The sequence below is a fragment of the Microvirga sp. CF3062 genome, assembly GCF_036314045.1.
GTDB lineage: Bacteria > Pseudomonadota > Alphaproteobacteria > Rhizobiales > Beijerinckiaceae > Microvirga.
In genome coordinates, this window is record NZ_JAYGGN010000009.1 from 91,282 (window position 1) to 115,500 (window position 24,219).

Here is a 24,219-nt window from a genome sequence, read left to right on the forward strand (position 1 = left end):
TTATTGCTTCTCGGATCGAGATCACCGGCACAAGGCCGGTGATGACAATCAAAGCAGAACTGTCCCTCAGATAAGCCCCAGCATGAGCTGGATGTTCTGCACCGCTGCACCCGAGGCTCCCTTGCCGAGATTGTCGAGACGGGCGACCAGGAGCGCGTGGTTGTAGTTGTCCTGCTGGAAGACGAAGAGCTCCAGCCGGTCCGTGTCGTTCAGGGCCTCTGGCTCGAGACGCTCGATCTTCTTAGCCCCCACGATCGTCGGCACCACGCTTACGAGGCCACCGCCTACGTAATGCCTCATGAGCGCAGCCTCGAGATCCGCAGCCTTCGGCTTGCCCGGCAGCATGTCGAGGTGGAGCGGCACGCTCACCAGCATGCCTTGCCGGAAATTGCCCACCGAGGGAATGAAGATCGGGCGCCGCGTCAGGCCAGTGTACTTCTGCAGCTCGGGCACGTGCTTGTGCTCGAAGCCGAGGCCGTAGAGTTCGAAGGAAGGCGCCGTACCGGTCTCGTAAGCCTCGATCATGGAGCGTCCGCCGCCGCTATAGCCGCTCACCGCGTTGACGCTGATCGGGTAATCGGCCGGAATAAGGCCCGCATCCACAAGGGGCCGGATGAGCGCGATGGCGCCGGTCGGGTAGCAGCCCGGATTGGCGACCCGGTCGGCCTTGGCAACCGCCTCCCACTGGGCAGAATCGAGTTCGGCAAAGCCATAGGCCCAGCCCGGGCTCACCCGGTGGGCCGTGCTGGCATCGAGAACCTTGGGCTTGTGACCGCTCAAGTCATCGACGAGGCCAACGGTCTCCCGCGCCGCATCGTCGTGCAGGCAGAGCACGACGAGATCGACCTCGGCCAGGATCTCGCGCTTGGCGGCCGGATCCTTGCGCCGCTCCGGATCGATGCTGCGGATGGCAACGCCAGGAACGTTTTGAAGCCGATCGCGGATTCCGAGACCGGTGGTGCCCGCCTCCCCGTCGATGAAGACTGTCTTCGTCTTGAGGCCGAGATCCGCTGAACTTTGAGTTATGGTCGTCATGATCGATCCGTTTTCACCTGCGGCCGCCTGTTCTTAGGCAAAGCCGATAATCCCGATATGGTTCTTGGAAAACAAAAAAGCCGCGCATCGGCGCGGCTTGCGGTCGGGCTTCAGGCAGCCGTCATCGCACGCGCGCCGTGGCGGCGGTCATTCGGCGTCGGATGCTGAAATAGCTCTCGCTCATGCCATTTGTATGAGGTCGAAGCACCGCCCTGTCAACAAGCGGAGCCATAGGGCCAACAAAAAGGGCGGTCCGAGGACCGCCCTTTCCAAAATATCTGGCTGAGGAGCCTTAGCGCTTCGAGAACTGGAAGCTGCGGCGGGCTTTCTTCTTGCCGTACTTCTTACGCTCGACGACGCGCGGATCGCGGGTCAGGAAGCCTTCCTTCTTGAGCGGGCCGCGAAGCTCCGGCTCATAGTAGGTCAGCGCCTTGGCGAGGCCGTGACGGACCGCGCCGGCTTGGCCGGAGAGGCCGCCACCGTCAACGTTGACGGTGATGTCATACTGGCCTTCGCGCTGGACGATCTGCAGGGGCTGAGCGAGGATCATGCGCAGCACGGGACGGGCGAAGTAAACCTCGGCCGTACGGCCGTTGATCACGATCTTGCCGGAACCGGGCTTGATCCAAACGCGGGCAACTGCGTCCTTGCGCTTGCCGGTGGCATAAGCGCGGCCGAGCGAGTCGAGCTTCTGGACGTGCTTCGGAGCTTCCGGAGCAGCGGCCTCAGCATTGATGCCGAGATCGGCGAGAGACTGGAGGGTCGCCATGATTATGCTCTCACGTTCTTGCTGTTGAGGGCACCCACATCCAGCGTCTCCGGCTGCTGAGCCGTATGCGGATGCTCGGCGCCCTTGTAGACGCGCAGGTTGCTCAGGATCTGACGGAAGAGCGGGCCGCGGGGGAGCATGCGCTCCACAGCCTTCTCGACCACGCGCTCAGGGAAGCGGCCGTCGAGAATGAACTTGGCGGTGCGCTCCTTGATGCCACCCGGATAACCGGTGTGATGGTAGTACACCTTCTGCTCGCGCTTGCGGCCGGTGAACACCACCTTGTCGGCGTTGATGACGATAACATTGTCGCCGCAGTCGACGTGGGGCGTGTAGCTGGCCTTGTGCTTGCCGCGCAGGCGCATGGCAACGACCGAAGCGAGGCGGCCTACAACGAGGCCCTTCGCGTCGATCACAACCCACTTCTTCTCGACATCGGCGGGCTTCAGCGAAGTCGTAGTCTTCATTGCGCTGTTTCCCGTTGGAGCCATATGGCTCAGGTTCTGAAAACGACAAACCGCCGCGAGGTGCGGCGGCGAGTGAGGGCTGTTTAGTGTTTTCAGGTGTCGAAGTCAACCGGAAATGAGCAGCCTATCAGGGCTGTAAAATCCATATAACACAATTGCTTAGCCTTAAGCGGTAATATGAAACCACATATGGGGTATTAAGACACCGCATGATTTTCTCCTCAGATCAGGGAACACTATGCTTGGCCTTAAGTCTGAGGCACAATCAGCCTACAATTATAACGAGGGGCTCTACATGGCTGATGAACTGATTTTCTTCACGAATCCCATGTCGCGGGGCCGCATCGTGCGCTGGATGCTGGAGGAAACGGGCTGCGCCTATCGCGCGGAGATTCTGGGTTTCGGGCCGGAAATGAAGGCGCCTGGGTATCGGGCTATCAACCCCATGGGCAAGGTGCCGGCGATCCTTCATGAGGGTGTGGTCGTCACCGAGGCGGCGGCGATCTGCGCCTATCTGGCCGATGCCTTCCCCAATGCCAAGCTGGCGCCGCAGCCTGGAGATCCCCGCCGCGGCACCTATTACCGCTGGATGTTCTTCGCGGCCGGTCCGGTGGAAGCGGCTGTCAGCAACAAGTCCCTCGGCTTCGAGGTGCCGGCTGACCGCCAGGGCATGGTCGGCTACGGCTCCATCGAGGATGTGCTGAACGCCTTGGAATATGCGGTCTCCCAAACTGAGTACATCGCTGGCGACCAGTTCAGCGCCGCCGATGTCTATGTCGGCGCTCAGCTGGGCTGGGGCATGATGTTCGGGACAATCGAGAAGCGGCCTGCTTTCGAGGCTTACTGGAATCGCATCGGCAATCGTCCGGCCGCCCTCAAGGCCCGCGAGAAGGACGACGCGCTCCTGCCGCCGAAAACTTGAACGGGACTTTGAACGTCAGCGGCGATCCGGGATCGAATAGGTCCCGGTCGCATGGCAGACCACCTCCGGGCTGCCTTCCGAAGTGATGGAGACGTCGCCCACCGCCAGCCGCTTGCCGAGCTTCAAGAGCCGGCAATCGGCGATGAGATCGCGCTGCTCGGGCTTTCGCAGGAAGTTGAAGTTCAGGCTCGTGGTGACGGCGAGTGCCACCGGGCCGATATGGGCCAGAATCGCAACATAAAGGGCGAGATCCGCCAAGGCCATCATGGCCGGTCCGGAGATCGTTCCTCCCGGTCGGATATGGCGCTCGTGGTAGGCCATCCGCATCCGCGCCGAGAGAGGCCCGACCTCATCCACGAAATAGGTCTGTCCGCCCATGTGGATCTGCGGGAACTCCCGGTCGAGGAAGGCCGCGAGTTCGTCCCGGGTCATGATGGGATGATGTGATGCCATGGATGTGCGATGCTCATTGAACTGCCCTGCCCTATCCCATACGTTCCCTTCATGAATCACGACAATTATCCGAACGATTACATCCGCGGCATCCTCAACAGCGTGAAGACCATTGCGATGGTTGGGGCATCGCAGAACCCGGCGCGCCCGAGCTGGATCGTCACCAAGTACCTGCTGGAGCGGGGCTACGATGTGATCCCGATCAATCCGGGGCTGGCCGGCACCGAGCTTCTGGGCAAGACGGTTTACGCCTCCCTGAAGGACGTGCCGGTCCCGATCGACATGGTTGAGGTCTTCCGTAACTCGGAAGCCGCCGGACCCATCACGGACGAGGCGCTGGCGCTCGACCCGTTGCCGAAGGTTCTCTGGATGCAGCTCTCCGTCCGCAACGACGAGGCGGCCGCCAAGGCCGAGGCGAAGGGCCTGCAGGTGGTCATGGACCGCTGCCCGAAGATCGAGTTCGGCCGACTCTCCGGCGAGATCTCCTGGCAGGGCGTCAACTCGCGGATGATCAGCTCGAAGAAGCCGGTTCTGTCAGGAAAAGGCTTCCAGAAGCTCAGCCTCAATCGGTCCTAAGTCTTAGCAGAGAGCTTTCGGGCACCGCCTTGACCGGAAGAACGTTTCGTTCTTTATAGAGAACAGAACGTCGTCTTTGTGAGGAAGAGGCTGCTGCCATGTCCGACCGTCTGCCAGGTTTCAACACGCTCGCCATCCATGCCGGAGCCGCCCCCGATGCGGCCACAGGCGCGCGGGCCACGCCGATCTATCAGACAACATCCTTCGTGTTCGACGATGTGGATCACGCCGCCTCGCTTTTCGGACTTCAGGCTTTCGGCAATATCTATTCCCGTATCGGCAACCCGACCTGCGCCGTCCTCGAGGAGCGCGTGGCGGCGCTGGAAGGCGGCACGGCGGCTCTGGCGGTCGCCTCAGGCCACGCGGCCGAGTTCCTGACCTTTCATACTCTCCTGCAGCCGGGTGACGAGTTCATTGCCGCCAAGAAGCTCTATGGCGGCTCGATCAATCAGTTCAACCACGCCTATAAGAACTTTGGCTGGAACGTGGTCTGGGCCGATTCGGACGATCCGTCTTCCTTCGAGGCCGCCATCACCCCGAAGACCAAGGCGATTTTCGTCGAATCGATTGCCAATCCGGGCGGCGTGATTGTCGACCTGCAGGCGATTGCAGCCATCGCCAAGAAGCACCGCATCCCGTTCATCGTCGACAACACGATGGCCTCCCCATATCTGATCAAGCCGTTCGAGCATGGGGCTGACATCATCGTGCATTCGGCCACCAAGTTCCTCGGCGGCCACGGCAATTCCGTCGGCGGCGTGATCGTGGACGGCGGCACGTTCAACTTTGCCGGCGATGATCGCTATCCGATGCTCTCCAAGCCGCGCCCCGAATATGGCGGCATGGTGCTGGGCGAGACCTTCGGCAATTTCGGCTTCGCCATCGCCTGCCGCGTGCTCGGCCTCCGCGACTTAGGCCCGGCGCTATCACCGTTCAACGCCTTCCTGATCCTGAATGGCATCGAGACCCTGCCGCTGCGCATGCAGCGCCACTCGGACAATGCGCTGACGGTCGCCGAGCATCTGGCGAGCCACAGCAAGATCTCCTGGGTGAGCTATCCCGGCCTTCGCTCGGACCGCTATCACAACCTTGCCAAGCAGTACTGCCCCAAGGGTGCCGGTGCGGTGTTCACCTTCGGACTTAAGGGCGGCTACGAGGCCGGCGTGAAACTGGTATCCAACCTCAAGCTGTTCTCTCACTTGGCCAATATCGGCGACACCCGCTCTCTGGTGATCCACCCGGCCTCGACCACGCACCGCCAGCTCACGGACGAGCAGAAGACCCAGGCCGGTGCCGGACCGGAGGTTGTGCGCCTGTCCATCGGCCTCGAGGATACGCAGGACCTGATCGACGATCTCAATCAGGCGCTGGACGCAGCCTGAGCTGCGCTGCGTTGCGATAGCTGAAACGAAAAGGGCGGCTCAAGGCCGCCCTTCTTCATGCCATAGAGCTCGGCGTTACGCAGCGCGGGAGGAGCCCGCCTTCTTGTAGGTGTTGTGAATCGCGTTGAGAGAGCGTTCGAGCGCCGTCCAGAGGCGTCCGACTTCGTCCGCACCCTGTGAACCTGCATCATATTCCCGGGCACCCTCGCCTGTTGAGAGGGAGAGCGTCAGTTCCGGACGATGCGTGATCTGGCCGGCCCAAACGGGAACCTGGAGCGCATTCAGGGCTCCGCGTGCATCAGCCACGACATGGGCCTCGCTATCCCCGTGCTTGGCCGGAGCAGCGTTGATCACGGCCGCATAGGGCTTGCGGTGCTCGCGGGCGATAGCCACCGTATCCTGAAGGGCTGCGATGTCGAACAGGCTTGCCCGGGTCGGAATGATCACGAGGGTTGCCTGCTTGATCGCCTCGGCGACGATGGAGGACTTATTCGGGGGCGTATCGACGAGGACCCACTCATAGCCTTCGCGCTTGGCGTCCCGGATAGCATCCGCAATGTTGCGGACGTTGTGCTTGAGGCCAAGATATTCCTGGTTCCGGATCTTGTGCCACAAGGACAAGGACCCCTGCGGGTCATTGTCGATCAGCAATGTTGGGCGTGAAGGGTTGGCGATATAACTCGCGAGATGAGCAGCGAGCGTGCTCTTACCCGAGCCGCCTTTTCGCGAAGCAAAGACCAGCACGTTCATGCCTGACTCCTTATCAGCCTATTCCTGCAGCACTACGCTTGAGGGGTAAGGCCATCTTAATATTGTTCACCTGTAGCAGAGCAAGTACTGATTTCCTAATTCCTGCACTGTTCCCACTGCGATTTTAACGTTTCCCGGCCGAAGCTGCTCAGATTCCGGCGGCTGAGCGCCCGCAGAGCCAAGCTGTATGGTGCTTCGCAGCCTGCGGCGGGAATCGATCTGACTTTAGCCACGCCTTAAGTTCCGCTTCAAGCCGCTTAACCCAATGTGCAGATTGGGCTGGCACAGGGAGAGCCAAGTCTCCAAACGCTGATTTAAGCGGCGAGAGCAAGGTTCCAAAGTTTTGCGCGCCAAATGGTGCGGCTAGATAAGAAGCCAACTCCACTTATTCACAATTCGTGTTCCAAACAGCTTTCAAGACTCGGAACCACCCTTGTGCTTGGCCGTTAAGCTCCAGACTTCACCAATTAGGAGCTGACACATGTCGAAGAAAATCTTGTTTGCAGGCGCTGTTCTTGTGGCCCTTGCGCCGATTAGCGCTTTTGCTCAGTCCGGCGGCGGCGCTGCAGCCGGTGCGACCACCGGTGCCGTTGGCGGCGCCATTGTCGGCGGTCCGGTTGGCGCAGCCATCGGCGGCGTGACGGGCGCGATCGTGGGCGGCCTTGCCGAGCAGCAGCAGCCGCAGTTCCGCCAGTACGTGGTGACCCAGGGCGTTCCGTCCTACCGTTACCAGGAAGAGGTTCGCGTCGGTGCGACCCTTCCGTCCTCCGGCGTGCAGTACTACGAGGTTCCGCAGCAGTACGGCGTCTCCAACTACCGCTACACCGTGGTCAACGAGACCCCGGTTCTGGTTGATCCCGGCACCCGCCGCATCGTCCAGGTCATCCGCTAATCATCCAAGCGGTTGAAGATCAGGGCGGCCGAAAGGCCGCCCTTTTTCATGTCAGGCGGCGCTCACACGGGCGTGGACCACGGCCATCGCCAGAACGGCCATGGCAAAGACCTGATGCGCAAGGCCGGCCCAAAGGGGCACGACGAGCACCAGGGTCACGATGCCGAGCGCCATCTGGGACAAAGTCAGAGCGGCCATGGCCGTGGCCCTGCTTGCAGTCTTGGAGGCCGGTGCTGTCCGCCGCAGGGCCCAAGCATGCCACATGGCAAAGGCCACGATGGCATAGGCAGCCAAGCGGTGGTTTAACTGAACCAGCACGACGTTGTCGACGAAGTTTTCGATCCAGGGCGAGACCGAGAACAGGGCCGAGGCCGGCGGGAGGAGAGCGCCGTCCATCAAGGGCCAGGTGTTGTAGGTCAATCCGGCTTTCGAGCCTGCCACGAGGCCACCGAGCGCGATCTGGAACAGGATCAGCCCCATGAGAATGCGCGGCGCGTAGCCTGCACGCACTTCGCGTGCGGTGGAACGGTCCTTCAGGCCGGCCGCCACCCAGACGAGACAGGCCAGAATGATGCTGGCGACCGTCAGGTGAAGAGCAAGTTTGATGGGAGCGACAGCGGTCATGCCGGGCTCAAGGCCCGAGGCCACCATGATCCAGCCAATAGCACCCTGCAGCCCGCCCAATGCCCCGATGCCCAGGAGGGTCAGGGCAAGCCTGCCCTGGATCATGCCTCTGACCCAGAACCAGACCAGCGGCAGGAAGAACACCAGGCCGAGAAGGCGGCCGAGCTGCCGATGCCCCCACTCCCAGCCATAAATGAACTTGAACTCGGACAGGGTCATGCCTTTGTTCACGAGTTCATATTGCGAGATCTGCTTGTATTTTTCGAACTCGACCAACCAGGCCTGCTCGGTGAGCGGCGGGATGGCGCCTGTGACAGGCCGCCACTCGGTGATTGAGAGGCCGGAACCTGTCAAGCGCGTGGCGCCACCGACGGCAACCATCAGCACCACCAAGACAGCCAGGGTGTAGATCCAGGCCCGGACCGCGGACAGAGATCGGGTTTGGGGCACACGCGCCAGCGGCATGTCCTCGGTGGAGGCTGCGACAGCCATGCTCACTCTCATCATCGATTAGGGCTTGAACCCAGGATATGGACGTCACATAGAGGCTGCGCCTCCTGGAGGCAATTCATGCCGGTGACGCACCACCGTGATGAGATTTCACCAAGATGAGGGTATCGACCATGGGCACGCGCGCTCGCAAGCTGATCGGGACAGTGGTGATGCTGGCCTTCATCTTCTTCTACGCGCTCTTCGCCATGGCAGTCGCCGAAGGACGGATCTCCGAAGCGCCGAAGCTCATCCAGACGCTGGCCTACATCGTTCTCGGCCTGATCTGGATCGTCCCGCTCATGCCGCTCATTCGTTGGATGGCGAAGCCAGACAAGCCCTAAGGCTTAAGCGCCGCCAATGCCTTCGATGATCGTGCCGGTCCCGCCGCAGGTCTGGCACGCAGCAGCGCCGACTCGGCCGCTGCCTTTGCATTCCGGGCACACATTCTCGCCAGCACCGGGAGTGCCCGGTTCGGCCTGATCGCCGGGATTCAGCTTCGTCTGATCGGAACCGGTCTGATCTTTCGGTGTGCTGGTCATGGCAAATCTCGCATGGTTCTCATGCGATCAACGCGGCAGCAAAACCCCGGTTCTCCGATGGTCCAAAGAAAAGGCCCGCTCGGAGGCGGGCCCAATCGAATGCATCAGTGACACACCCTGCGCGAGCGGTGCTCCCAGCCCCAGCCGGGAACCCATTCCCGGTAGCGCTCGGTCGTGCACTGCTCCACATAAACCCGCTCGCGAACCGGCCGCTCGTAGTATACCGGCACCCGACGCTCTTCCACATAGACCGGCGGCGGAGGCGGAGCGCGGTAGACAACAGGCGGCTGAGGCTGAGCCACAGCGGCGCCAACGGCGGCACCCACGGCAAGACCGCCCAGAGCACCGAGAGCCACAGCGGCACCAGGCGACAGGCGATCACGCGCTGCAGCCGGCTCAGTGACAGCCAGGCCGGAGACCAGCGCCAGAGCAGCGGCCGTGCCGGAAACAAGACGGAAGATCTTCATGATCAACACCCCCGACAGAAGGGAGGCTCCATGTCTCCCTCTTCATGCCCTGAGATATACTGTTCGAAACCTCTCTGAAAGCTGAACAGATTGTGGCAAAGCTTAGGCTTTGGCCGATCTTGCCGGAATGGTGAGCAAGCTCTTAACGCGGCTCTCGCGACCGGTTCAGTCAGCGGCGGTGCGCAACGGCACCGAGAGGAGCACGCGCACCAGATCCGCCTGCCGGTTGGTGTCCGTCTTGCGGAAAAGGTTCTTGAGGTGGAAGACGACGGTGGTCTGAGCCACTTCGAGTTCCTCCGCGATCAGGTCCAGACGCTTGCCGTCGATCAGCATCAGCGCGACCCGTGTCTCGGACGGTGTCAGGTTGTAGAGACGGACCAGCGTATCGCCGGAAACCTTGGCGCGCTGCTCCGTGTCGATGACGAGCAGCACCACGGCCTCGGGCCGCTCCTCGGGCGAGAAGCGCTGACCTGGGATCAGCACGAGGTAGGGCCGTCCACCTGAAAGGCGCGGGAAAGAGATGATCTCGTCGAGCGTTTCCTCCTCGAAGGCCTTTTCAATCGCGGAGTAGAGCTTACTGTTCTGCTTGGCGACGGAGCCCTTTAGGATGCCCTGCGATGCGCTCAGGCCATCGTCTTCTGCGAGGATGCGCTGCGCCTCCTTGTTCATCACCCGGACCTCTCCGGCCTCGTTGACGATCACGACACCCACAAGGAAGCGGTCGAAAGCGAAAGTGGCCTTGTAGAGGGCATCAACGGTGCGCCCTTGAGAAGCCTTCAGGACCTCCTGCCAGGATTCCTCCGCCCGGTGAACGGCACTGGTCTGCACCCGGGTCACCTGGTCGAGACGGGCGGCAACAGTTGCGAGCAGGATCTCATAATCAATGGGCTTGACCAGGTAATCGTCCGCTCCGGCCTGCTTTCCGGTCAGGACGTCGTTGCGCTCGGCCAGAGCCGTGAGGAAGATGAAGGGCACGTCCGCCATGCCTCCCTGCTCGCGCAGGGCCTTGAGAACATCATAGCCGCCAAGACCCGGCATGGTGATGTCGCAGAGAACCAGATCCGGACGATGCTTTTCGAGAAGCGCCAGCGCCTCGCTGCCGTTGGCTGCCTGGAGCACGCGATAATTGGCAGCTTCCAGTTCCTCGGCGATGTCGCTCCGGAGATCATTTTCGTCTTCAACGCAGAGAATTGTTTTTTGTATTGTCATGATTGTTGTCACTCATGCAGCCTGCTGCGCTTGATCCGCATTGGCGATGGGTAGGTCAAAGGTAAACAGGGAACCTGCCGCCTCATAGCTCTCAACCTGGATCTCGCCTCCATGGAGGTGCATGATCCGTTGAGCGAAGTTCAGCCCAATGCCTGTGCCGGCAATCCCAGAGGCTGTACTGGCGCGATAGAACCGTTCAAAGATCTTCGGCAACTCACCAGCGGGAATTCCGATGCCCCAGTCACGAACGGAACAATAGGCTCGGGAGCCGTCCATCCAGATCTTGAATTCGACGACAGGCGCTGCTCCGGAATACTTGATGGCATTGGACAGAAGGTTCACCACGACCTGCTCGATGAGCATGCCGTCGCAATAGACGCGTACGGGAACGTCCGGCACATCGAAGCGGATATCAGCCTGATTGCTGACCTCCCGCTGCCGCTCGCAGATATCCATGACCAGATCGACCAAGTTATAGGACGCTGGATTCAGCTCGATCGTTCCAGCATCGAGCTTGGCCGCATTCAGAACGCTGTCCACCAGGCGCGTCAGCCTCGTTCCCGCATTGCGGATCTTCTGGACTCGGGTGACGAGCTCGTCCTGGGTCAACGCCGAACCGCGCCGCAGGATACGCTGCGCGCTCGAGTCCAGGATGGCGAGCGGTGTCCGGAACTGGTGAGACACCATCGACACGAAGCTGCGGTAGGCGTTCGTCGTCTCGCGCTCGCGTTCGAGCGCCGATTCGAGGGCCCTCGCGACTTGCTTGTACCCGCTAATATCGGTCAGGCGCACAAAGATCGTAGCCCCGTCGGCCTTTGTGAGGGAGAGCCGGTGCCAAGTATCCTTCCTCACCAAGAGATCGTATTCGAGTTCCTCGAAAGGGGTCTGAGCGTTCACGAGGCGCAGGTCGGCTCCCTCGCACATGGCGAAGCACCGCAAGAACACGGGCAGACTCATGTCATCGTTGCACCACAGAGACACGGGAGCCGCCGCCCAGATCTGTTCGTTGGCGAAGAGAAGCTTTCCCGTCCAATCGAAAGCCGCAAAACCCTCCGAGGCGGAGTTGATGGCTGCGATCAGGCGGCGCTCGGCTTGGCGCAGGGCAGCAGTTCTCTGGAGAACCTTGATCTCGAGATCGAAGTTCTGCCGCTCCGCCTGCTTGCGCGCAAGCCATTGCTCCGTCACATCACGGATGAAGGCGATTCCCAGCTTCCGCTCGGCCATATAAATAGGAAAGCTGTTGATCTCCAGGCAACGTTCGTGACCCTCCGAAGTCACAGCCTCATTCTCCAGGATCGAGCTGGCCCCTTCGGTGGCCCGGGTGAGAGCATCGACGATCTCGGTCTTGCTGAACAGCCGATCCAGGTTCTCCATCCGCTGGCCGATCGCCTGGTCCGGCTTGACGTTCAGCAAATCCTCCATGCCTGGATTCCAGAGCAGGCAACGGAGCTGGTTGTCAAACATGATGATGCCCTGATTGCTGATGTTGTTGATCACCAGATCGGACAACTCCTGCTCCTGCTTGAGTAGCTGCTTGGCCTGACTCGCCTCCTGAACGCCCTTGAAGAGGCGCACGAGAAGGAAGCCGGCGCTCAGAACTATTCCCAGGAGAAAGGCAAAGCCTTCGAATATGACTTGCAAATAGCCGGAGCGCTTCAAAGCAGCCTTATCATGGATAAGCGAGATCATCTGATTGGCGGCGTCCCTGAGCCTGTAAGCGATCTGCATCATCTGCTCGCGAAGCAGTACCGCAGCCTGAGCATTGATCTCGTTCTGCAGTAGCGGCTCAGCCATTGTGAGCTGAAGGTAGGCTCGCTTAAGGTCGCCTGCAATTCCCAGATCATCCATCAACTTGCCTTGGCGTCCCTCCAGCAGGACCGACAAGCGGCTGATCAGGATATTTGTGCGAAAACCTGGCTGCTGCTCCGGGGTGCTGAAGCTCTCGTTTGCGGCAACACGGGCCAGAGTCTCTGCGAAGACGACTGCCTCGAATTGAGCTTGAGTCACATACCAAACTGTAACGACGGATCCATCATTGCGAAACTCGTGCTCCATTTCGAACAATCGCGCAACAGTGAAACCGAGGCACACGACGAGGCTTGCAGTTGCAAGAAGCGTGACCAAAGCAGTCTTATAATGATGCAAGCTGAACCGCATGACTACTCGATGTGAAGCTTGTTGAGCTGCCAGACCCAGCGGGCGTCATATCTGGCATCCTGCAGAACTTTGTACTGATCTCTCGGGTAAGTGATCCACAATGGTCCCTTGTCGCGGATCGTCAGCACACGACCATTTACCTTAGTCGCGAGTATCGGCTCGAATCTAAGATCCTCCATGGGAATGATAGCGACATAATCGTTCAGGGCAGATGCCCTCAGGCTTTTGCCCTGCGCGCCTATCCTTTCCAGCAATGCGCGAAGCGGGATTCCCTCGAATAGCTGTGGTACCTCTGACAACTCTGACCGTGTGGCAAAGGATGTTCTGCCGAGCGCCTCCAACATTTCCATGTCGAACAGTGCAACGCCCTTGCCATTGGTCTGTTCGATCTTACCCGACACAGTCAACACGACAGGGCCTTTGGGCAGCGGCAGCGGCTCCGCCGCATAGGACAGGCCGCTTATGCCCATGGCTATTGCAAAGGATATAAGCCCGATGAGAGGACGCATCAGTTCCCAATCAAGACAGATTATAATAGAACCACGCCATCTTCTCCGATTTCATCCTAAAAATCCAGAAGGATGAAGGAGAAAAGATATCAAGCATGACGCCGATGAAAATTACTGAACTATGAATAAATTATTTGTATTAAAGATAATATTTCTCACTATATTTTTTCACAAATAGGCAAATTCGCACTTAATTTATGTATACCTACTAATTATTACAGAATAATTATTTGCACCTCAATCGCCGCAAGACTCTGAGCTTGATAGGCACGTTAGATTCCTTCCCAACAGATTGCTTGTCAGCCTTTGCAAGCTTGGCCACAGAGGCTATAACGAGGCTGATCAAGATTAAAATGCTTCCGGCTCATCTGCCCAACAGGAGACAATGATGCGCAAGTTCATCACGGCCTTGCTTGGTATGGCCATGCTGGCCACCGCCCTCCCGGCCAGCGCAACCCCCATTCAGATCCGCCCCCTGCCCCAGGTGGAGCAAGCCTATCCGAATGAGAGCTACGCCCAATCCTACCGCCGTGGCTATCGTCCTTATTATCGTGACCGATATTACTATCGCCGTGATAATGGCGCGGCCGTTGCAGCAGGCGTTGCTGGCATTGCTGCTGGAGCCCTGATCGCCGGCGCGATCGCCAACCAAGCCCAGGCTCAGCCGGCCGCTCCTCAGCCCCCAGGTGTCGTCAATCCGCAGGTCGCGGCCTACTGCGCGCGCAAGTACCGTTCCTATGACCCCGCAACCGGAACCTTCCTTTCGACGAACGGAATGCGGTACGTCTGTACCTATCCGTAATTTTTCGCGGATCACTCATTCAAAAGCCCTGCGACAGATGTGCTGTCGCAGGGCTTTTGCTTGGACAGGCTACCTCCATGTCCAGCGCAGCCTTTACCTCGGAAAGGCACGCCTTAGAACATTCGACAAGGCCTGCGAGGCCAGGCCCAAAACGCCTATCAACAGAACAGAAGGCTCAGGAAAAGCTCTATGGCTCAAGATTCTGACAACAGCGGAACCGTCATTCCTCCCAATGAGGCCGCCATCTTGACCTCCGGCAACATGACGGATCTTGAGTTGATCCTTCCGGATATGGGCGACAGCGACCTACCGGAGATCGCGATCTTCCTCGTGGCCTGCGCCATGCGCTTTCACAGCGACCCCAACTTTGTCCAGGAGCAGCTGGAGTGGCTCGTTCAAGCGCACGACGCGGAGACGGACGAAGGCTTGAGACCGGACCAGCTCAACTCAGCCAACGACGGCTAATTTTCCGCGTCTTAAGACCCTGGGCTATTCTATGAACTCCACCGGCGTGCCCCTCTCCACCATCTGGGCCAATTCCTGCACGTCCCAGTTCGTCAGCCGCACACATCCCTGGGAATAGGCTTTTCCAACCTTCTCCGGTTCGGGTGTACCATGGATGCCGAAGGATTCGACGGACAGGTCGATCCAGGTACTCCCGACCGGGTTATTGGGGCCTGGCTTGATCTCAAACTTCTCCTTTGCCTTCACGCCCTTGAAGGCATAATCCGGGTTGTAGGTGTAGTTCGGGTTCTTTGCGACGGCTCGGACCGTGTGGGAGCCACTGGGCGCCGGCTTCTCCTCACTGCCGATGGAGGCCGGATAAACCGCCATCACGGCACCATCTTTGGCCACTGCTCGCAAGACCTTCTCGCTTTTGACGATCTCAATCTTTGCCACCTTTTCCTTCGGCTTCCCGGAATCGGCCTTCGCATCAATATTAGCCACGACAATGGCCGTACCAGCCTTGTCGAAAGGCTTGTCGGGGTTCAGGGCCTTGAGCAGGTCCACGTCCATATGGAACTTCTCAGCCAGCAGCTCCTCCGGGTTCGAATAGCCGAGCCGGTCGAGCTTCGCCTGATCCTCCAACTTGTCGGGAATCTTGACGAACGGGCCTTTCACGTCCTCATCCGTGATCGTGTATTCGGTCAGCACCGGCTCGGCCGATGTTTCGGCGAGCTTTCTCCATACCTCGCCGTCGAGCGCTCCATCCGGCTTAAGCTCATTTGTCTTCTCGAAGATCTTGATCGCGTTCTGAAGGTTCTCGCCGTTGTGGCCGTCAATGACGCCAGGCGAGAAGCGTGCCCGGTCGAGCAAGACCTGGGCTTTGATCAGAGCCGGATTGATCTCCTTGCCCTTGTCACTCTTGGGCGTCCATTCGGCGCCGTTCACCGCTTCTAGATCGAGCCCTTGAGGCTCGGCCAGAGCAGGTCCAAGGAAGCTCAAGATTCCAACAGCAGCATAGGCGGCAAACTTCATAGGTAGCTCCATGGGCAATGTCGTGAACGACAAAGCCCGGATCTCCTTCCTGTTCCCACGATGATCTACTGGCAGATCCGGTAGTCGCCCTTGCGCTCACGCAGATCGAGATGAAGGTGATCGCCGTGGGCATCATCGGAACCGGGACCGAGCACCGTGTTGAAGATGGGGCAGGCAGCCTTCTGGATCGTGGATTGAAAACTCGCCTCCGGCGAGTTCTCGGCCTGTGAGGCGATCGCCAGGGGAGAGCGCTTGGCGAACTCAAAGCCCATGACATCGACACCATTGCCGAGCGCGTGCTCGCTGAGCTTGGCTCCGTTGCGCTGGTCACGGCATTGATAAGAGGTTCCGATCAGGAGCTTGGTCGGGGCACTCTGGAGCTGACGCTCGGCCTCGGGAATAACCACTTCGCTCATCCAGCGTGCAAGGCCCTCTGCCACGGGGCACGCCATGAGCGACGCGGGAGCAACCTCGATGCCGTTGGATAGGGATGACAGGAGCACCGGGTTCTCGATGCTGCACCTGCCCTCCTGCACGTTAGGCCGTTTCTCGAAGCCCAATCCCAGCTTGGACAGCCGGTCGAGACAGGCGTTGTTGACGCTGTTGTCCTCGGAGGCCAACTTTTCGGCGGGCTCCTCGATTGAAGGCGGACTTTCAGTCCGAGCCTCAGGCTCGGACTGCGCTGGACGGTCAGGACGCGGCGGCGGCAGCGGCGCTGTTGGCGCTTGAGACCAGGCAGCAGGTGCCATCATCAGCAGCAGAACTATGATGCCGCAAATCCGCCCTGCCCTACGTCCCTGAAGATTCATGAGAACTCCAATTCTCCAGCCTGTCAGGCCTATAACCCTCATGCGCCACGCTTGAGTTCCCACTCAGCCTTCCGCGCATCTTGTTCTCACATAGAGATGCACCAAAATGCATGAAGGACTGGAGGGCCCACGATGAGGGCATTCCCGGTGATGGATACCGGTTCGGACAAGAGCCTAACGCTGGTCTCCACGCTGAGTCAGGAGCACGAAAACTCCTGCACGAGGCGTGTGGCGGAACTCGAGTCCCGGATCGCCCGGCTGCAGGACGAGCTTCAGCAAGCCGAAGCCGAACTCGAGTGCGAAAAGGCACGCCTGCCCGCACCGGGCGACTTCGTCCGCTGCCCTCTGACGAATTTCTTTGGACGCGTCACGAAGGTCACTCCACGCCCTCATGGGCGCCCCTGGATCGAAATTGTCCCCTATCTCGGCTCTGACCTGCCAGGCCACTCGACCATGGATCTTTTCGACAGCTGGGAACTGATCGATCCTCCCTCGAAGGAGACGGCAGAGCAGGACGTCACCGAAGGGTCATTGAGGCTGCCGACAATTGCCCCCTTCATGCCTGCCGGCATACCGGCGCGCCGCCTGGTCCCTGAGGAGGACGGAATCGAACTGTCACTCCAAAGGCTTTGGGCACCGTCCAGGGATGCCTCTTCGTAGCTCTGAGACCTGCCGATAAACCTGCAACAATTCCACGCATCTCGCGTTTGCCCTCCGGTTTCGCCACTTGAAATGCCAGCAAAGCCCCGCCGCATGGCACTGGAAGGCCTGAGCCCCGGCCTCTTCCCGCATCTGCCATCGCATGAGCGAGCACTCGAACGATGGGAAGACAGCCATGGCAGAGGACGGGCAGAATGTACGGCTCCAAGTCGCGAATGCCCGACCGGACGATTCCGGACGCGGCATCGCCCGCATGAGCCGTCAGTCCTTGGCCGAGATCGGCGTGCAGGAAGGCCAAGCCGTCGAGATCATCGGAAAGCGCCACACCACGGCCATTGCGGTCACTCCCTATGCCGAGGACGAGGGCCTCACCATTGTGCGCCTCGACGGCCTCCAGCGTGTCAACGCTGGTGTCGGCAGCGGCGATCATGTGGAGGTGAAGCGCGCCGATGTTCGTCCCGCGACACGCGTCGTGCTGGCGCCAGCCCAGAAGGGACTGCGGCTTCAAGGTTCCGGCGATGCCCTCAAGCGCACCTTTTACCAGCGCCCGCTCACGGCCGGCGACGTGATCTCAACCTCAGTGTATTCGCAGCGTTCGACGGATCAGCGCCTGCCGGAGGAGTTGCGCGGACTGCTCAACATTCCGGCCTACGGCCTGCAGGAAATCCGCCTTGTCGTTGTGACGACCCAACCGCGCGGCATCGTTCATGTGACGGCGGAAACCGAAATCGAGCTTCGCCCGCAATTCGAGGAGCCGCGGGAAGCCCGCCGCGCCGATGTGACGTATGATGATATCGGCGGCCTGGGCACCACGGTCGATCAGTTACGCGAGATGGTGGAACTGCCGCTTCGCCATCCAGAACTGTTCCAACGCCTCGGCATCGACCCGCCCAAGGGTGTTCTGCTGTATGGACCGCCCGGCACCGGCAAGACCAGGTTGGCGCGGGCGGTCGCCAACGAGACGGAGGCACAGTTCTACCACATCGCAGGCCCTGAGATCATGGGCCGTCATTACGGCGAGTCTGAGCAGCGGCTGCGTCAGGTCTTCCAGGAGGCGCAGCAGAATGCGCCGGCGATCATCTTCATCGACGAGATCGACAGCATTGCGCCTAAGCGCGAGGAGGTGACCGGCGAGGTCGAGCGGCGCATCGTGGCGCAGCTTCTCACCCTAATGGACGGGTTGGAGCCGCGCCAGAATATCGTGGTGATCGGTGCCACCAATCGGCGCGAGGTCATCGACGAGGCCCTGCGCCGTCCGGGCCGGTTCGACCGCGAAATCGTTATCGGCGTGCCGGACGAGCCAGGCCGACGGGAAATCATGGGCATTCACACCCGCGGCATGCCCCTGGCCGAGGACGTGAATCTCGATGAGATCGCCCGCACGACCTACGGCTTTGTCGGCGCTGATCTTGCCGCGCTGTCCCGCGAGGCCGCCATGGATTCGCTGAGGCGCATCCTGCCCGGCGTCAATCTGCGCGACGGCATCCCGTCGAATGTTCTCGAAAGCCTGCAGGTGAACCGGCAGGACTTCATGAACGCGATGAAGCGCGTCCAGCCGTCCGCCCTGCGCGAGATCATGATCCAGGTGCCCAACGTCACCTGGGACGACATCGGCGGCGTCGAGGAGGCGCAGACGCGCCTGCGCGAAGGTGTGGAGCTTCCCCTCAAGAACCCGGAATCCTTCCGCCGCCTCGGGATCAGGCCCGCCAAGGGCTTCCTGCTCTTCGGCCCACCCGGAACCGGCAAGACCCTGCTGGCGAAGGCTGTCGCACGTGAGGCCCAGGCCAACTTCGTGGCGACCAAATCCTCGGACCTCCTGTCCAAGTGGTATGGGGAATCCGAGCAGCAGGTCTCCCGCCTCTTCGCCCGCGCCCGTCAGGTTGCCCCGGCGGTCATCTTCATCGACGAGATCGACTCCCTTGCACCCGCTCGTGGCGGTGGCTTCGGTGAGCCGGCCGTTACGGAGCGGGTGGTGAATACGATCCTGGCCGAGATGGACGGCCTCGAGGAACTGCAAGGCGTCGTCGTGCTGGCCGCAACGAACAGGCCCAACCTCATCGACCCTGCCCTGCTGCGGCCAGGCCGCATTGATGAATTGATCTATGTGCCGGTTCCCGATGCCAAAGGCCGCCGGCATATTCTGGGCATCCACACCAAGACCATGCCGCTCGGACCCGATGTCGATCTGAACGCCATCGCCGAACGGACGGACCGATATACGGGAGCCGACCTCGAGGACCTGACGCGTCGAGCCGGCCTCTTTGCGCTACGGGAGTCGCTTCAGGCACACAGCGTCACCATGGCCCATTTCGAACATGCCTTACGTGAAACGCGCCCCTCCGTCACGCCGGAGATGGAGCGGGAATATGAGGGACTGGTTGGCACCCTCAAGCAGACTGGGCCGCAGCGTCAAGCCATAGGTTTCCTGCCCCTCAGACCGGCAGCCGAGTAGGCCGAGTTCCTGAACAGAAAAGCTCATGATTTCGGCATCATCAGCCTTCCTGTGTTCAAACTAGCTGGAGAAAAAGGCGCGCATCCATAAGGTGCACGCCCTATTTTAGGAAGCGCAGAGATTACCGCGCGCACGCTACCGGAACACGGGTGTTCGACTGCCGGTCGAGAACCGTCTGACAGGGCACACCGTTGATCCAGTGGATCTCATGCGGAGCCGCATGTGGGAACGGGGAGTTGGGTGTCCCAGACACGGGAGCTCCCATCATCGGGCCAACAGGGGCGGGAGCGATGCTGCCGGTCGAGACAACATCATCGCCGACGGCCATCGGGGCACCCGAAACACCTGCCACCGGACCAGCGCAGGTAACAGGGATCCTTGTTTTCGAGCTGTAATCATAAACGGTGCGGCACGGCACACCGTTGATCCAGCGAATCTCGTGCGGAGCCGCATACGGGAATGGGGAATTTGGCGTCCCGGAAGCCGGTTGCGCGACGGCAGTGCCAATCCCGGAAAGGGCCATCAGACCAGCGCCAGCAATAAATGCGATCTTCTTCATAGAAGTCTCCTGTGCTTGGTTTAGGCATGGCTTCTCGCCATAAGAACACAGGCTTAACGCATTCGCCCTGATAGGTTTCCAAGCGTATTTTAAGCCCACGGAGTTGTGATACTCTCTCCATGGAAGGCCAAGCTCTCGTATTGCCAAGCCTTGAGATGATGTATTACCAGGGAAACTAGCCTGAGGATCTTTCCTGCAAGATCATAAACATCAGTGCAATCTATAGTTCTTCTAAACTAAACGAGATCTAAGCTATATCAAACTCAGAGAATGCGAAGCTTAATTCTCTCAGTCAGATCCGCACAATCATTGAAGCTCTCAACGCCGTTCATCGGCGCCCGTTCGCGTGGCAAGCCACAATCCACTCACGACGCCTGCGAGCCCGAGAAAGACACCAAACGTGAAGGGCTCGTTGAGGATCAGCGCACCGAGCAAGGATGCAGTGATGGGGCTAACGGAAAGAAAAACCGTAACCCGGGTCGGGGTCGTGTGCTTGAGCGCCCAGAGCCATAGAATATAGCCGACGCCGCTTGAGAGCCCGATCAGGATCACAACGATCCAGCCGCGCTGATCGAGGTGCGTTCCATCCGTGAAGAGCCCTTCCAGGCCTGCCGGACCGGCCAGGAACAAGATCGAAGCCAGCATCGCCGAGGCTCCGACAGGCAGTGTGGGATAGCGGGAGAGATAGGGGCGATACAAAACAGAACTCACGGCACCACACAGCGCGGCGGTAAGCACGAGAAGTGCTCCGAAAAAATCATTTGTGCCGTTGCTCCTGATCAGCCCCTCGCCCAAGGCGACTGCAACGCCGACGATGGTCAGCAGCACACCGGCCGTCTTGGCACCTGTCAGGCGCTCGCGCCCGAGAAAGGCCGCGATGACCATGGTCATCAACGGAAAGGTGGAAAACAGAAGCGCCGCACGCGTGGACGAGATGAACTGGAGGCCGAGGTTTAGAAGCGCGATGAGAATGCCGAACTGAACAATTCCCAGCCCCATCACGGCGAGAAGATCGCGAAATGAAAACCGCACCCGCGCGCCCGCGATCACGAATGGTGCAAGGCAGAGAACAGCGATGGCGTAGCGCAGGAAAGCCAGGGATGCCGGACCAATGTCGTGGATCACAAAGCGGCTCGCCACGAGCGCGGCCCCGACCTGCACTCCCGTCGCTGCGGCAGCCAGCAGGGCGAGTGTATCGTGTCGCCTCACAGGTCGAGATTCCAGGTCTGCCCGACGAGATCCTGGCCGAAGTAATGATGCGCCTCTTCCTTCACTAACCGAAAGCCCGTTGCCTGATAGATCCCGCGAGCCGCCACCAGGACATCGTTGGTCCAGAGGGTCAACGTTCGGTACCCCTTGGCTTTGGCGAAGGCGATGCACTCATCGACGAGCCGGCGCCCGAGGCCGAGCCCTCTCGCAGAAGGCTCCACATAAAGCAGCCGGAGTTTGGCGATTTCATCCGTGTGACGCACCAGGAAGACGCTGCCGACAATCTCGCTGTCGCGCTCCGCGATCCAGCAGCGCTCCCGCTCCGGATCGAAGTTTCTGGCGAACGCGGCTGCAATCTCCGCGACCAGCGCCTCGAAGGTCTGGTCCCACCCATACTCCTCGGCATAGAGCAGCCCCTGCCGATGCGCGATCCAGCCGATGTCGCCGACCCGATGCGAGCGCAGGATGTAGGGAACCTGCGGTGGCGAGGCGCCGATGAGGCGCTCCACGACGGCCATAGCCTGCACCAGCCTCTCCTGCTCGGTTCTCGAGAGCCTGGACAGCATGGTGCCGATCTGATCGGCAGAAGCTTGGTTGAGAGGCTCGAAGGCAGCACGTCCGGCATCGGTAAGGGAGAGGAAAACCTGACGCCGGTCATCCTCTGAACGGGACCGTTGAAGCAGGTTGCGGCCATCGAACTTTTTGAGGATCCTGCTGAGATAGCCCGGATCGAGACCCAGTTCCTGGCCAAGCTCCGAAGCAGTCATCGGTCCGCGATTGGAGAGTTCGTAGAGAATACGAACCTCTGTCAGGGAATACTCGCTGTCGAGCAGCCCCTCGTTCAGAAGCCCGATATGGCGCGTATAGAAACGGTTGAATTGTCGGACCTGCTCGACCCGATCATCCGCAGGCAGTCTGGGCAGTTGAGACATAGCCGCCTCCCCTGCCGATCAAACTCGTCCAGATAGTTGACTTTGTCAACAATATGGATGGCACCTTGACTCTATGCAGCAGCATCCACCGCCAGGCGCCCTTCATGAATGGCGTGACATGCTACGCCTCCGAGGAGCGGCGGGATCTCTGCCCGGCAGCGTTCGTTGGCGAAGGGGCAGCGCGGGTTGAACGTGCAGCCGGAGGGCGGGCTGATCGGATTCGGGATCTCGCCGCTCACGGGAATGCGCTGGCGCCCGGTCATGCCCACATCCGGCACGGCATCGAGGAGCATACGGGTATAGGGATGCTTCGGCTGTGCGAAGAGTTCGCGCCCGTTGGAGATCTCGACGATGCGGCCGAGATACATGACGCCGATCCGGCTCGCCATGTGGCGCACGACAGCGAGATTATGGCTGATGAGGAGATAAGTCAGGCCGAGGCGATCCTGCAGGTCGCGCATGAGGTTCAGGATCTGAGCCTGCACGGACACGTCGAGCGCGGAGGTCGGCTCGTCACAGACAATGAACTCCGCATTCGACGCAAGCGCGCGCGCGATCGCGACGCGCTGACGTTGGCCGCCGGAGAATTCGTGCGGGTACTTCTTGCCGTCCGCCGGATGAAGGCCGACAAGGGTCAGCAATTCGCCGACCCGCGCCTCGATCTCCTTCTCCCGCTCGATCAGACCGAAGGCCCGGATCGGCTCTGCGACGATGCGATCCACCTGCCAGCGGGGATTGAGGCTGGCATAGGGATCCTGGAAGATCATCTGAATGCGCCGCCGCAGGCGCTGGCGCTCGGCCAGGGCGGCCCTGCTGGACATGGAGACGCCGTCGATCACCACCTCGCCGTCCGTTGGCGGCAGTAAGCCCACCACCATGCGGGCGACCGTCGACTTGCCCGAGCCGGACTCGCCGACGAGCGCAAAGGTCTCGCCCTTGGCGATGGAGAAGGAGACGCCGTCGACCGCCTTCAGGTACTGCTTCTCGCCGCCTTCCAGCACCCGGTTGAGCCAGGGCTTTGAGACGTCGAACTCACGGCGCAGGTCTTTGACTTCGACAAAGGAACGTTCGGTCACGCGACGGCCTCCGACCGGACGGAAGATTGATCGTAGAGATGGCAGGCCACACGATGCTCGCTGTGCTGGATCGGCTCCGGCCGCTCGACCCGGCAGCGGTCGAACACATAGGGGCAACGCGGATTGAATGAGCAGCCGGGCGGAATGGCCGACAGGCGCGGCATTGAGCCCGGGATCTGCACGAGGCGGTCCGTCTCGTTCTCGAGCGACGGGATCGCGCCCATGAGCCCCTTGGCATAGGGATGCAGCGGGTTTTGCACCACATCCCGCACGGGGCCGATCTCGGCGATGCGGCCCGCATACATCACGGCGACGCGGTCGGCGGTTTCGGCAATCACGCCCATGTCGTGCGTGACCAGCATGATGGCCGTGCCGTGCTCGCGCCCGAGGCGCTTGAGGAGAGAAATGATCTGCGCCTGCACCGACACGTCGAGTGCCGTTGTCGGCTCATCCGCGATGATGAGCTCCGGCTCTGCGCAAAGAGCGAGCGCGATCACCACGCGCTGGCGCATGCCGCCGGAGAATTCGTGCGGATAGCTATCGATCCGTCGCTCGGGCGCCGGGATGCCGACCTCCGCCAGAAGGTCGACGGCGCGCTTGCGGGCCGCAGAGGCTGAAAGATTGGTATGGGTGCGGATGGTCTCGACCAGCTGCTCGCTCACCCGGTATAGCGGATTGAGGCTGGTCAGCGGATCCTGAAAGATCATGCCGATGCGCTTGCCACGCACCCGACGCATTTCGTCGGGCGGGAGGTTGTCGATGCGCATGCCCGACAGCAGAACCTCGCCGCCGGCGATGCGGCCCGGCGGGTCGATGAGACCGATGACGGCGGAGCCTGTCACCGACTTGCCCGCGCCGGATTCGCCGACGACGCCGAGCACCTCGCCCTTGCCGATATCAAAGGAGATGCCGTCGATGGCCTTGAGAATGCCGCGCCGCGTGACGAACTCAACGCGCAGATCACGGACGGAGAGGACGGGTTGAGCCATGGGTTTCGT

Annotated in this window: 27 protein-coding genes; 9 read left to right on the top strand and 18 right to left on the bottom strand. The window is 60.7% G+C overall.

All coding sequences use genetic code 11. The annotated features are described in order from the left end of the window. Window positions 1-66: 66 nt before the first annotated feature. The 3 genes from argC to rplM all read right to left on the bottom strand — a co-directional run bounded on the left by argC (window position 67) and on the right by rplM (window position 2,271). On the bottom strand, window positions 67-1,035 hold the full coding sequence (argC, locus tag VB618_RS16155) for an N-acetyl-gamma-glutamyl-phosphate reductase (protein ID WP_329797748.1): 969 nt from the start codon (window positions 1,033-1,035) through the stop codon (window positions 67-69). A 292-nt stretch (window positions 1,036-1,327) separates the two neighbouring features. Beyond that, window positions 1,328-1,804, bottom strand: a complete 477-nt coding sequence (gene rpsI / locus VB618_RS16160; RefSeq protein WP_329797749.1) for a 30S ribosomal protein S9 — start codon at window positions 1,802-1,804, stop codon at window positions 1,328-1,330. A 2-nt stretch (window positions 1,805-1,806) separates the two neighbouring features. After that, window positions 1,807-2,271: a 50S ribosomal protein L13 gene (rplM, locus tag VB618_RS16165; protein WP_329797750.1), complete on the bottom strand. Its 465-nt coding sequence runs from the start codon at window positions 2,269-2,271 to the stop codon at window positions 1,807-1,809. A 295-nt stretch (window positions 2,272-2,566) separates the two neighbouring features. Between rplM and VB618_RS16170 the strand changes: the two genes are divergently transcribed. After that, window positions 2,567-3,193: a glutathione S-transferase family protein gene (locus VB618_RS16170; RefSeq protein ID WP_329797751.1), complete on the top strand. Its 627-nt coding sequence runs from the start codon at window positions 2,567-2,569 to the stop codon at window positions 3,191-3,193. A gap of 15 nt (window positions 3,194-3,208) precedes the next feature. Here VB618_RS16170 and VB618_RS16175 read toward each other — a convergent pair whose 3' ends face one another. Next, the gene (locus tag VB618_RS16175) at window positions 3,209-3,646 is read right to left on the bottom strand and encodes a PaaI family thioesterase (protein ID WP_329797752.1); all 438 of its coding nucleotides are present in this window, start codon (window positions 3,644-3,646) and stop codon (window positions 3,209-3,211) included. Window positions 3,647-3,697: 51 nt separating this feature from the next. On the opposite strand from VB618_RS16175, the gene VB618_RS16180 reads away from it, so the two are divergent. Together VB618_RS16180 and VB618_RS16185 are read left to right on the top strand one after the other, a co-directional pair. Next, window positions 3,698-4,222, top strand: coding sequence for a CoA-binding protein (locus tag VB618_RS16180; RefSeq protein ID WP_329797753.1), 525 nt, complete (start codon window positions 3,698-3,700; stop codon window positions 4,220-4,222). A gap of 98 nt (window positions 4,223-4,320) precedes the next feature. Next, entirely contained in the window at window positions 4,321-5,604 is a 1,284-nt protein-coding gene (locus VB618_RS16185; RefSeq protein WP_329797754.1) for an O-acetylhomoserine aminocarboxypropyltransferase, read from the top strand. Between the two features lie 75 nt (window positions 5,605-5,679). Here VB618_RS16185 and VB618_RS16190 read toward each other — a convergent pair whose 3' ends face one another. Then, window positions 5,680-6,354, bottom strand: coding sequence for a ParA family protein (locus VB618_RS16190; protein WP_329797755.1), 675 nt, complete (start codon window positions 6,352-6,354; stop codon window positions 5,680-5,682). A 481-nt stretch (window positions 6,355-6,835) separates the two neighbouring features. On the opposite strand from VB618_RS16190, the gene VB618_RS16195 reads away from it, so the two are divergent. Then, the gene (locus tag VB618_RS16195; protein WP_329797756.1) at window positions 6,836-7,246 is read left to right on the top strand and encodes a DUF1236 domain-containing protein; all 411 of its coding nucleotides are present in this window, start codon (window positions 6,836-6,838) and stop codon (window positions 7,244-7,246) included. A 51-nt stretch (window positions 7,247-7,297) separates the two neighbouring features. On the opposite strand, the gene VB618_RS16200 is transcribed toward VB618_RS16195, so the two are convergent. Beyond that, window positions 7,298-8,362 (bottom strand): COX15/CtaA family protein, encoded by a 1,065-nt coding sequence (locus VB618_RS16200; protein ID WP_442931820.1) that lies wholly within the window; start codon window positions 8,360-8,362, stop codon window positions 7,298-7,300. A 131-nt stretch (window positions 8,363-8,493) separates the two neighbouring features. Between VB618_RS16200 and VB618_RS16205 the strand changes: the two genes are divergently transcribed. Next, window positions 8,494-8,703: a DUF2842 domain-containing protein gene (locus tag VB618_RS16205; protein WP_329797757.1), complete on the top strand. Its 210-nt coding sequence runs from the start codon at window positions 8,494-8,496 to the stop codon at window positions 8,701-8,703. A 3-nt stretch (window positions 8,704-8,706) separates the two neighbouring features. On the opposite strand, the gene VB618_RS16210 is transcribed toward VB618_RS16205, so the two are convergent. The 5 genes from VB618_RS16210 to VB618_RS16230 form a co-directional block, all read right to left on the bottom strand. Beyond that, on the bottom strand, window positions 8,707-8,901 hold the full coding sequence (locus VB618_RS16210) for a hypothetical protein (protein ID WP_329797758.1): 195 nt from the start codon (window positions 8,899-8,901) through the stop codon (window positions 8,707-8,709). A 104-nt stretch (window positions 8,902-9,005) separates the two neighbouring features. After that, the gene (locus VB618_RS16215) at window positions 9,006-9,368 is read right to left on the bottom strand and encodes a hypothetical protein (RefSeq protein WP_329797759.1); all 363 of its coding nucleotides are present in this window, start codon (window positions 9,366-9,368) and stop codon (window positions 9,006-9,008) included. A 165-nt stretch (window positions 9,369-9,533) separates the two neighbouring features. Then, window positions 9,534-10,577: a response regulator gene (locus tag VB618_RS16220; protein WP_329797760.1), complete on the bottom strand. Its 1,044-nt coding sequence runs from the start codon at window positions 10,575-10,577 to the stop codon at window positions 9,534-9,536. A 12-nt stretch (window positions 10,578-10,589) separates the two neighbouring features. Continuing rightward, the gene (locus VB618_RS16225) at window positions 10,590-12,701 is read right to left on the bottom strand and encodes a sensor histidine kinase (protein WP_329797761.1); all 2,112 of its coding nucleotides are present in this window, start codon (window positions 12,699-12,701) and stop codon (window positions 10,590-10,592) included. Window positions 12,702-12,736: 35 nt separating this feature from the next. Next, complete coding sequence (locus VB618_RS16230; protein ID WP_329797762.1) at window positions 12,737-13,243, bottom strand: oxidoreductase; 507 nt, start codon at window positions 13,241-13,243, stop codon at window positions 12,737-12,739. A gap of 388 nt (window positions 13,244-13,631) precedes the next feature. Between VB618_RS16230 and VB618_RS16235 the strand changes: the two genes are divergently transcribed. Both VB618_RS16235 and VB618_RS16240 read left to right on the top strand, forming a co-directional pair. Next, window positions 13,632-14,045, top strand: coding sequence for a BA14K family protein (locus VB618_RS16235; RefSeq protein ID WP_329797763.1), 414 nt, complete (start codon window positions 13,632-13,634; stop codon window positions 14,043-14,045). A gap of 189 nt (window positions 14,046-14,234) precedes the next feature. Continuing rightward, window positions 14,235-14,510, top strand: coding sequence for a hypothetical protein (locus VB618_RS16240; RefSeq protein WP_329797764.1), 276 nt, complete (start codon window positions 14,235-14,237; stop codon window positions 14,508-14,510). 24 nt (window positions 14,511-14,534) lie between these two features. On the opposite strand, the gene VB618_RS16245 is transcribed toward VB618_RS16240, so the two are convergent. Both VB618_RS16245 and VB618_RS16250 read right to left on the bottom strand, forming a co-directional pair. Next, on the bottom strand, window positions 14,535-15,524 hold the full coding sequence (locus tag VB618_RS16245; protein WP_329797765.1) for a L,D-transpeptidase: 990 nt from the start codon (window positions 15,522-15,524) through the stop codon (window positions 14,535-14,537). A 65-nt stretch (window positions 15,525-15,589) separates the two neighbouring features. After that, window positions 15,590-16,144 (bottom strand): extensin-like domain-containing protein, encoded by a 555-nt coding sequence (locus tag VB618_RS16250; protein ID WP_329797766.1) that lies wholly within the window; start codon window positions 16,142-16,144, stop codon window positions 15,590-15,592. Window positions 16,145-16,465: 321 nt separating this feature from the next. Here VB618_RS16250 and VB618_RS16255 point away from each other — a divergent pair, with 321 nt between their 5' ends. Both VB618_RS16255 and VB618_RS16260 read left to right on the top strand, forming a co-directional pair. Beyond that, window positions 16,466-16,993 (top strand): hypothetical protein, encoded by a 528-nt coding sequence (locus VB618_RS16255; protein WP_329797767.1) that lies wholly within the window; start codon window positions 16,466-16,468, stop codon window positions 16,991-16,993. Window positions 16,994-17,168: 175 nt separating this feature from the next. Continuing rightward, complete coding sequence (locus VB618_RS16260) at window positions 17,169-19,445, top strand: CDC48 family AAA ATPase (RefSeq protein ID WP_329797768.1); 2,277 nt, start codon at window positions 17,169-17,171, stop codon at window positions 19,443-19,445. A 121-nt stretch (window positions 19,446-19,566) separates the two neighbouring features. Here the strand turns inward: VB618_RS16260 and VB618_RS16265 are convergent, their stop codons facing one another. From VB618_RS16265 to VB618_RS16285, 5 genes are all read right to left on the bottom strand, one after another. Continuing rightward, window positions 19,567-20,004, bottom strand: coding sequence for a hypothetical protein (locus VB618_RS16265; protein ID WP_329797769.1), 438 nt, complete (start codon window positions 20,002-20,004; stop codon window positions 19,567-19,569). A gap of 318 nt (window positions 20,005-20,322) precedes the next feature. Next, window positions 20,323-21,213 (bottom strand): DMT family transporter, encoded by an 891-nt coding sequence (locus VB618_RS16270; protein ID WP_329797770.1) that lies wholly within the window; start codon window positions 21,211-21,213, stop codon window positions 20,323-20,325. Next, window positions 21,210-22,145, bottom strand: coding sequence for a bifunctional helix-turn-helix transcriptional regulator/GNAT family N-acetyltransferase (locus VB618_RS16275; RefSeq protein ID WP_329797771.1), 936 nt, complete (start codon window positions 22,143-22,145; stop codon window positions 21,210-21,212). Before VB618_RS16275 ends, VB618_RS16270 begins: the two co-directional genes overlap by 4 nt. Window positions 22,146-22,216: 71 nt before the next feature. Beyond that, the gene (locus VB618_RS16280; RefSeq protein ID WP_329797772.1) at window positions 22,217-23,221 is read right to left on the bottom strand and encodes an ABC transporter ATP-binding protein; all 1,005 of its coding nucleotides are present in this window, start codon (window positions 23,219-23,221) and stop codon (window positions 22,217-22,219) included. After that, window positions 23,218-24,210: an ABC transporter ATP-binding protein gene (locus VB618_RS16285; RefSeq protein ID WP_329797773.1), complete on the bottom strand. Its 993-nt coding sequence runs from the start codon at window positions 24,208-24,210 to the stop codon at window positions 23,218-23,220. Before VB618_RS16285 ends, VB618_RS16280 begins: the two co-directional genes overlap by 4 nt. Window positions 24,211-24,219: the final 9 nt, after the last annotated feature.

What these genes read in the sequence shown, in the direction of transcription:
- VB618_RS16210 (WP_329797758.1), bottom strand. Translation starts at nt 8,901, where the DNA reads ATGACCAGCACACCGAAAGATCAGACCGGTTCCGATCAGACGAAGCTG.
- VB618_RS16215 (WP_329797759.1), bottom strand. Translation starts at nt 9,368, where the DNA reads ATGAAGATCTTCCGTCTTGTTTCCGGCACGGCCGCTGCTCTGGCGCTG.
- VB618_RS16260 (WP_329797768.1), top strand. Translation starts at nt 17,169, where the DNA reads ATGGCAGAGGACGGGCAGAATGTACGGCTCCAAGTCGCGAATGCCCGA.
- VB618_RS16285 (WP_329797773.1), bottom strand. Translation starts at nt 24,210, where the DNA reads ATGGCTCAACCCGTCCTCTCCGTCCGTGATCTGCGCGTTGAGTTCGTC.
- rpsI (WP_329797749.1), bottom strand. Translation starts at nt 1,804, where the DNA reads ATGGCGACCCTCCAGTCTCTCGCCGATCTCGGCATCAATGCTGAGGCC.
- VB618_RS16185 (WP_329797754.1), top strand. Translation starts at nt 4,321, where the DNA reads ATGTCCGACCGTCTGCCAGGTTTCAACACGCTCGCCATCCATGCCGGA.
- VB618_RS16220 (WP_329797760.1), bottom strand. Translation starts at nt 10,577, where the DNA reads ATGACAATACAAAAAACAATTCTCTGCGTTGAAGACGAAAATGATCTC.
- argC (WP_329797748.1), bottom strand. Translation starts at nt 1,035, where the DNA reads ATGACGACCATAACTCAAAGTTCAGCGGATCTCGGCCTCAAGACGAAG.
- VB618_RS16245 (WP_329797765.1), bottom strand. Translation starts at nt 15,524, where the DNA reads ATGAAGTTTGCCGCCTATGCTGCTGTTGGAATCTTGAGCTTCCTTGGA.
- VB618_RS16200 (WP_442931820.1), bottom strand. Translation starts at nt 8,362, where the DNA reads ATGGCTGTCGCAGCCTCCACCGAGGACATGCCGCTGGCGCGTGTGCCC.
- VB618_RS16190 (WP_329797755.1), bottom strand. Translation starts at nt 6,354, where the DNA reads ATGAACGTGCTGGTCTTTGCTTCGCGAAAAGGCGGCTCGGGTAAGAGC.
- VB618_RS16265 (WP_329797769.1), bottom strand. Translation starts at nt 20,004, where the DNA reads ATGAAGAAGATCGCATTTATTGCTGGCGCTGGTCTGATGGCCCTTTCC.
- VB618_RS16170 (WP_329797751.1), top strand. Translation starts at nt 2,567, where the DNA reads ATGGCTGATGAACTGATTTTCTTCACGAATCCCATGTCGCGGGGCCGC.
- rplM (WP_329797750.1), bottom strand. Translation starts at nt 2,271, where the DNA reads ATGAAGACTACGACTTCGCTGAAGCCCGCCGATGTCGAGAAGAAGTGG.
- VB618_RS16180 (WP_329797753.1), top strand. Translation starts at nt 3,698, where the DNA reads ATGAATCACGACAATTATCCGAACGATTACATCCGCGGCATCCTCAAC.
- VB618_RS16205 (WP_329797757.1), top strand. Translation starts at nt 8,494, where the DNA reads ATGGGCACGCGCGCTCGCAAGCTGATCGGGACAGTGGTGATGCTGGCC.
- VB618_RS16230 (WP_329797762.1), bottom strand. Translation starts at nt 13,243, where the DNA reads ATGCGTCCTCTCATCGGGCTTATATCCTTTGCAATAGCCATGGGCATA.
- VB618_RS16240 (WP_329797764.1), top strand. Translation starts at nt 14,235, where the DNA reads ATGGCTCAAGATTCTGACAACAGCGGAACCGTCATTCCTCCCAATGAG.
- VB618_RS16195 (WP_329797756.1), top strand. Translation starts at nt 6,836, where the DNA reads ATGTCGAAGAAAATCTTGTTTGCAGGCGCTGTTCTTGTGGCCCTTGCG.
- VB618_RS16235 (WP_329797763.1), top strand. Translation starts at nt 13,632, where the DNA reads ATGCGCAAGTTCATCACGGCCTTGCTTGGTATGGCCATGCTGGCCACC.
- VB618_RS16275 (WP_329797771.1), bottom strand. Translation starts at nt 22,145, where the DNA reads ATGTCTCAACTGCCCAGACTGCCTGCGGATGATCGGGTCGAGCAGGTC.
- VB618_RS16255 (WP_329797767.1), top strand. Translation starts at nt 16,466, where the DNA reads ATGAGGGCATTCCCGGTGATGGATACCGGTTCGGACAAGAGCCTAACG.
- VB618_RS16175 (WP_329797752.1), bottom strand. Translation starts at nt 3,646, where the DNA reads ATGGCATCACATCATCCCATCATGACCCGGGACGAACTCGCGGCCTTC.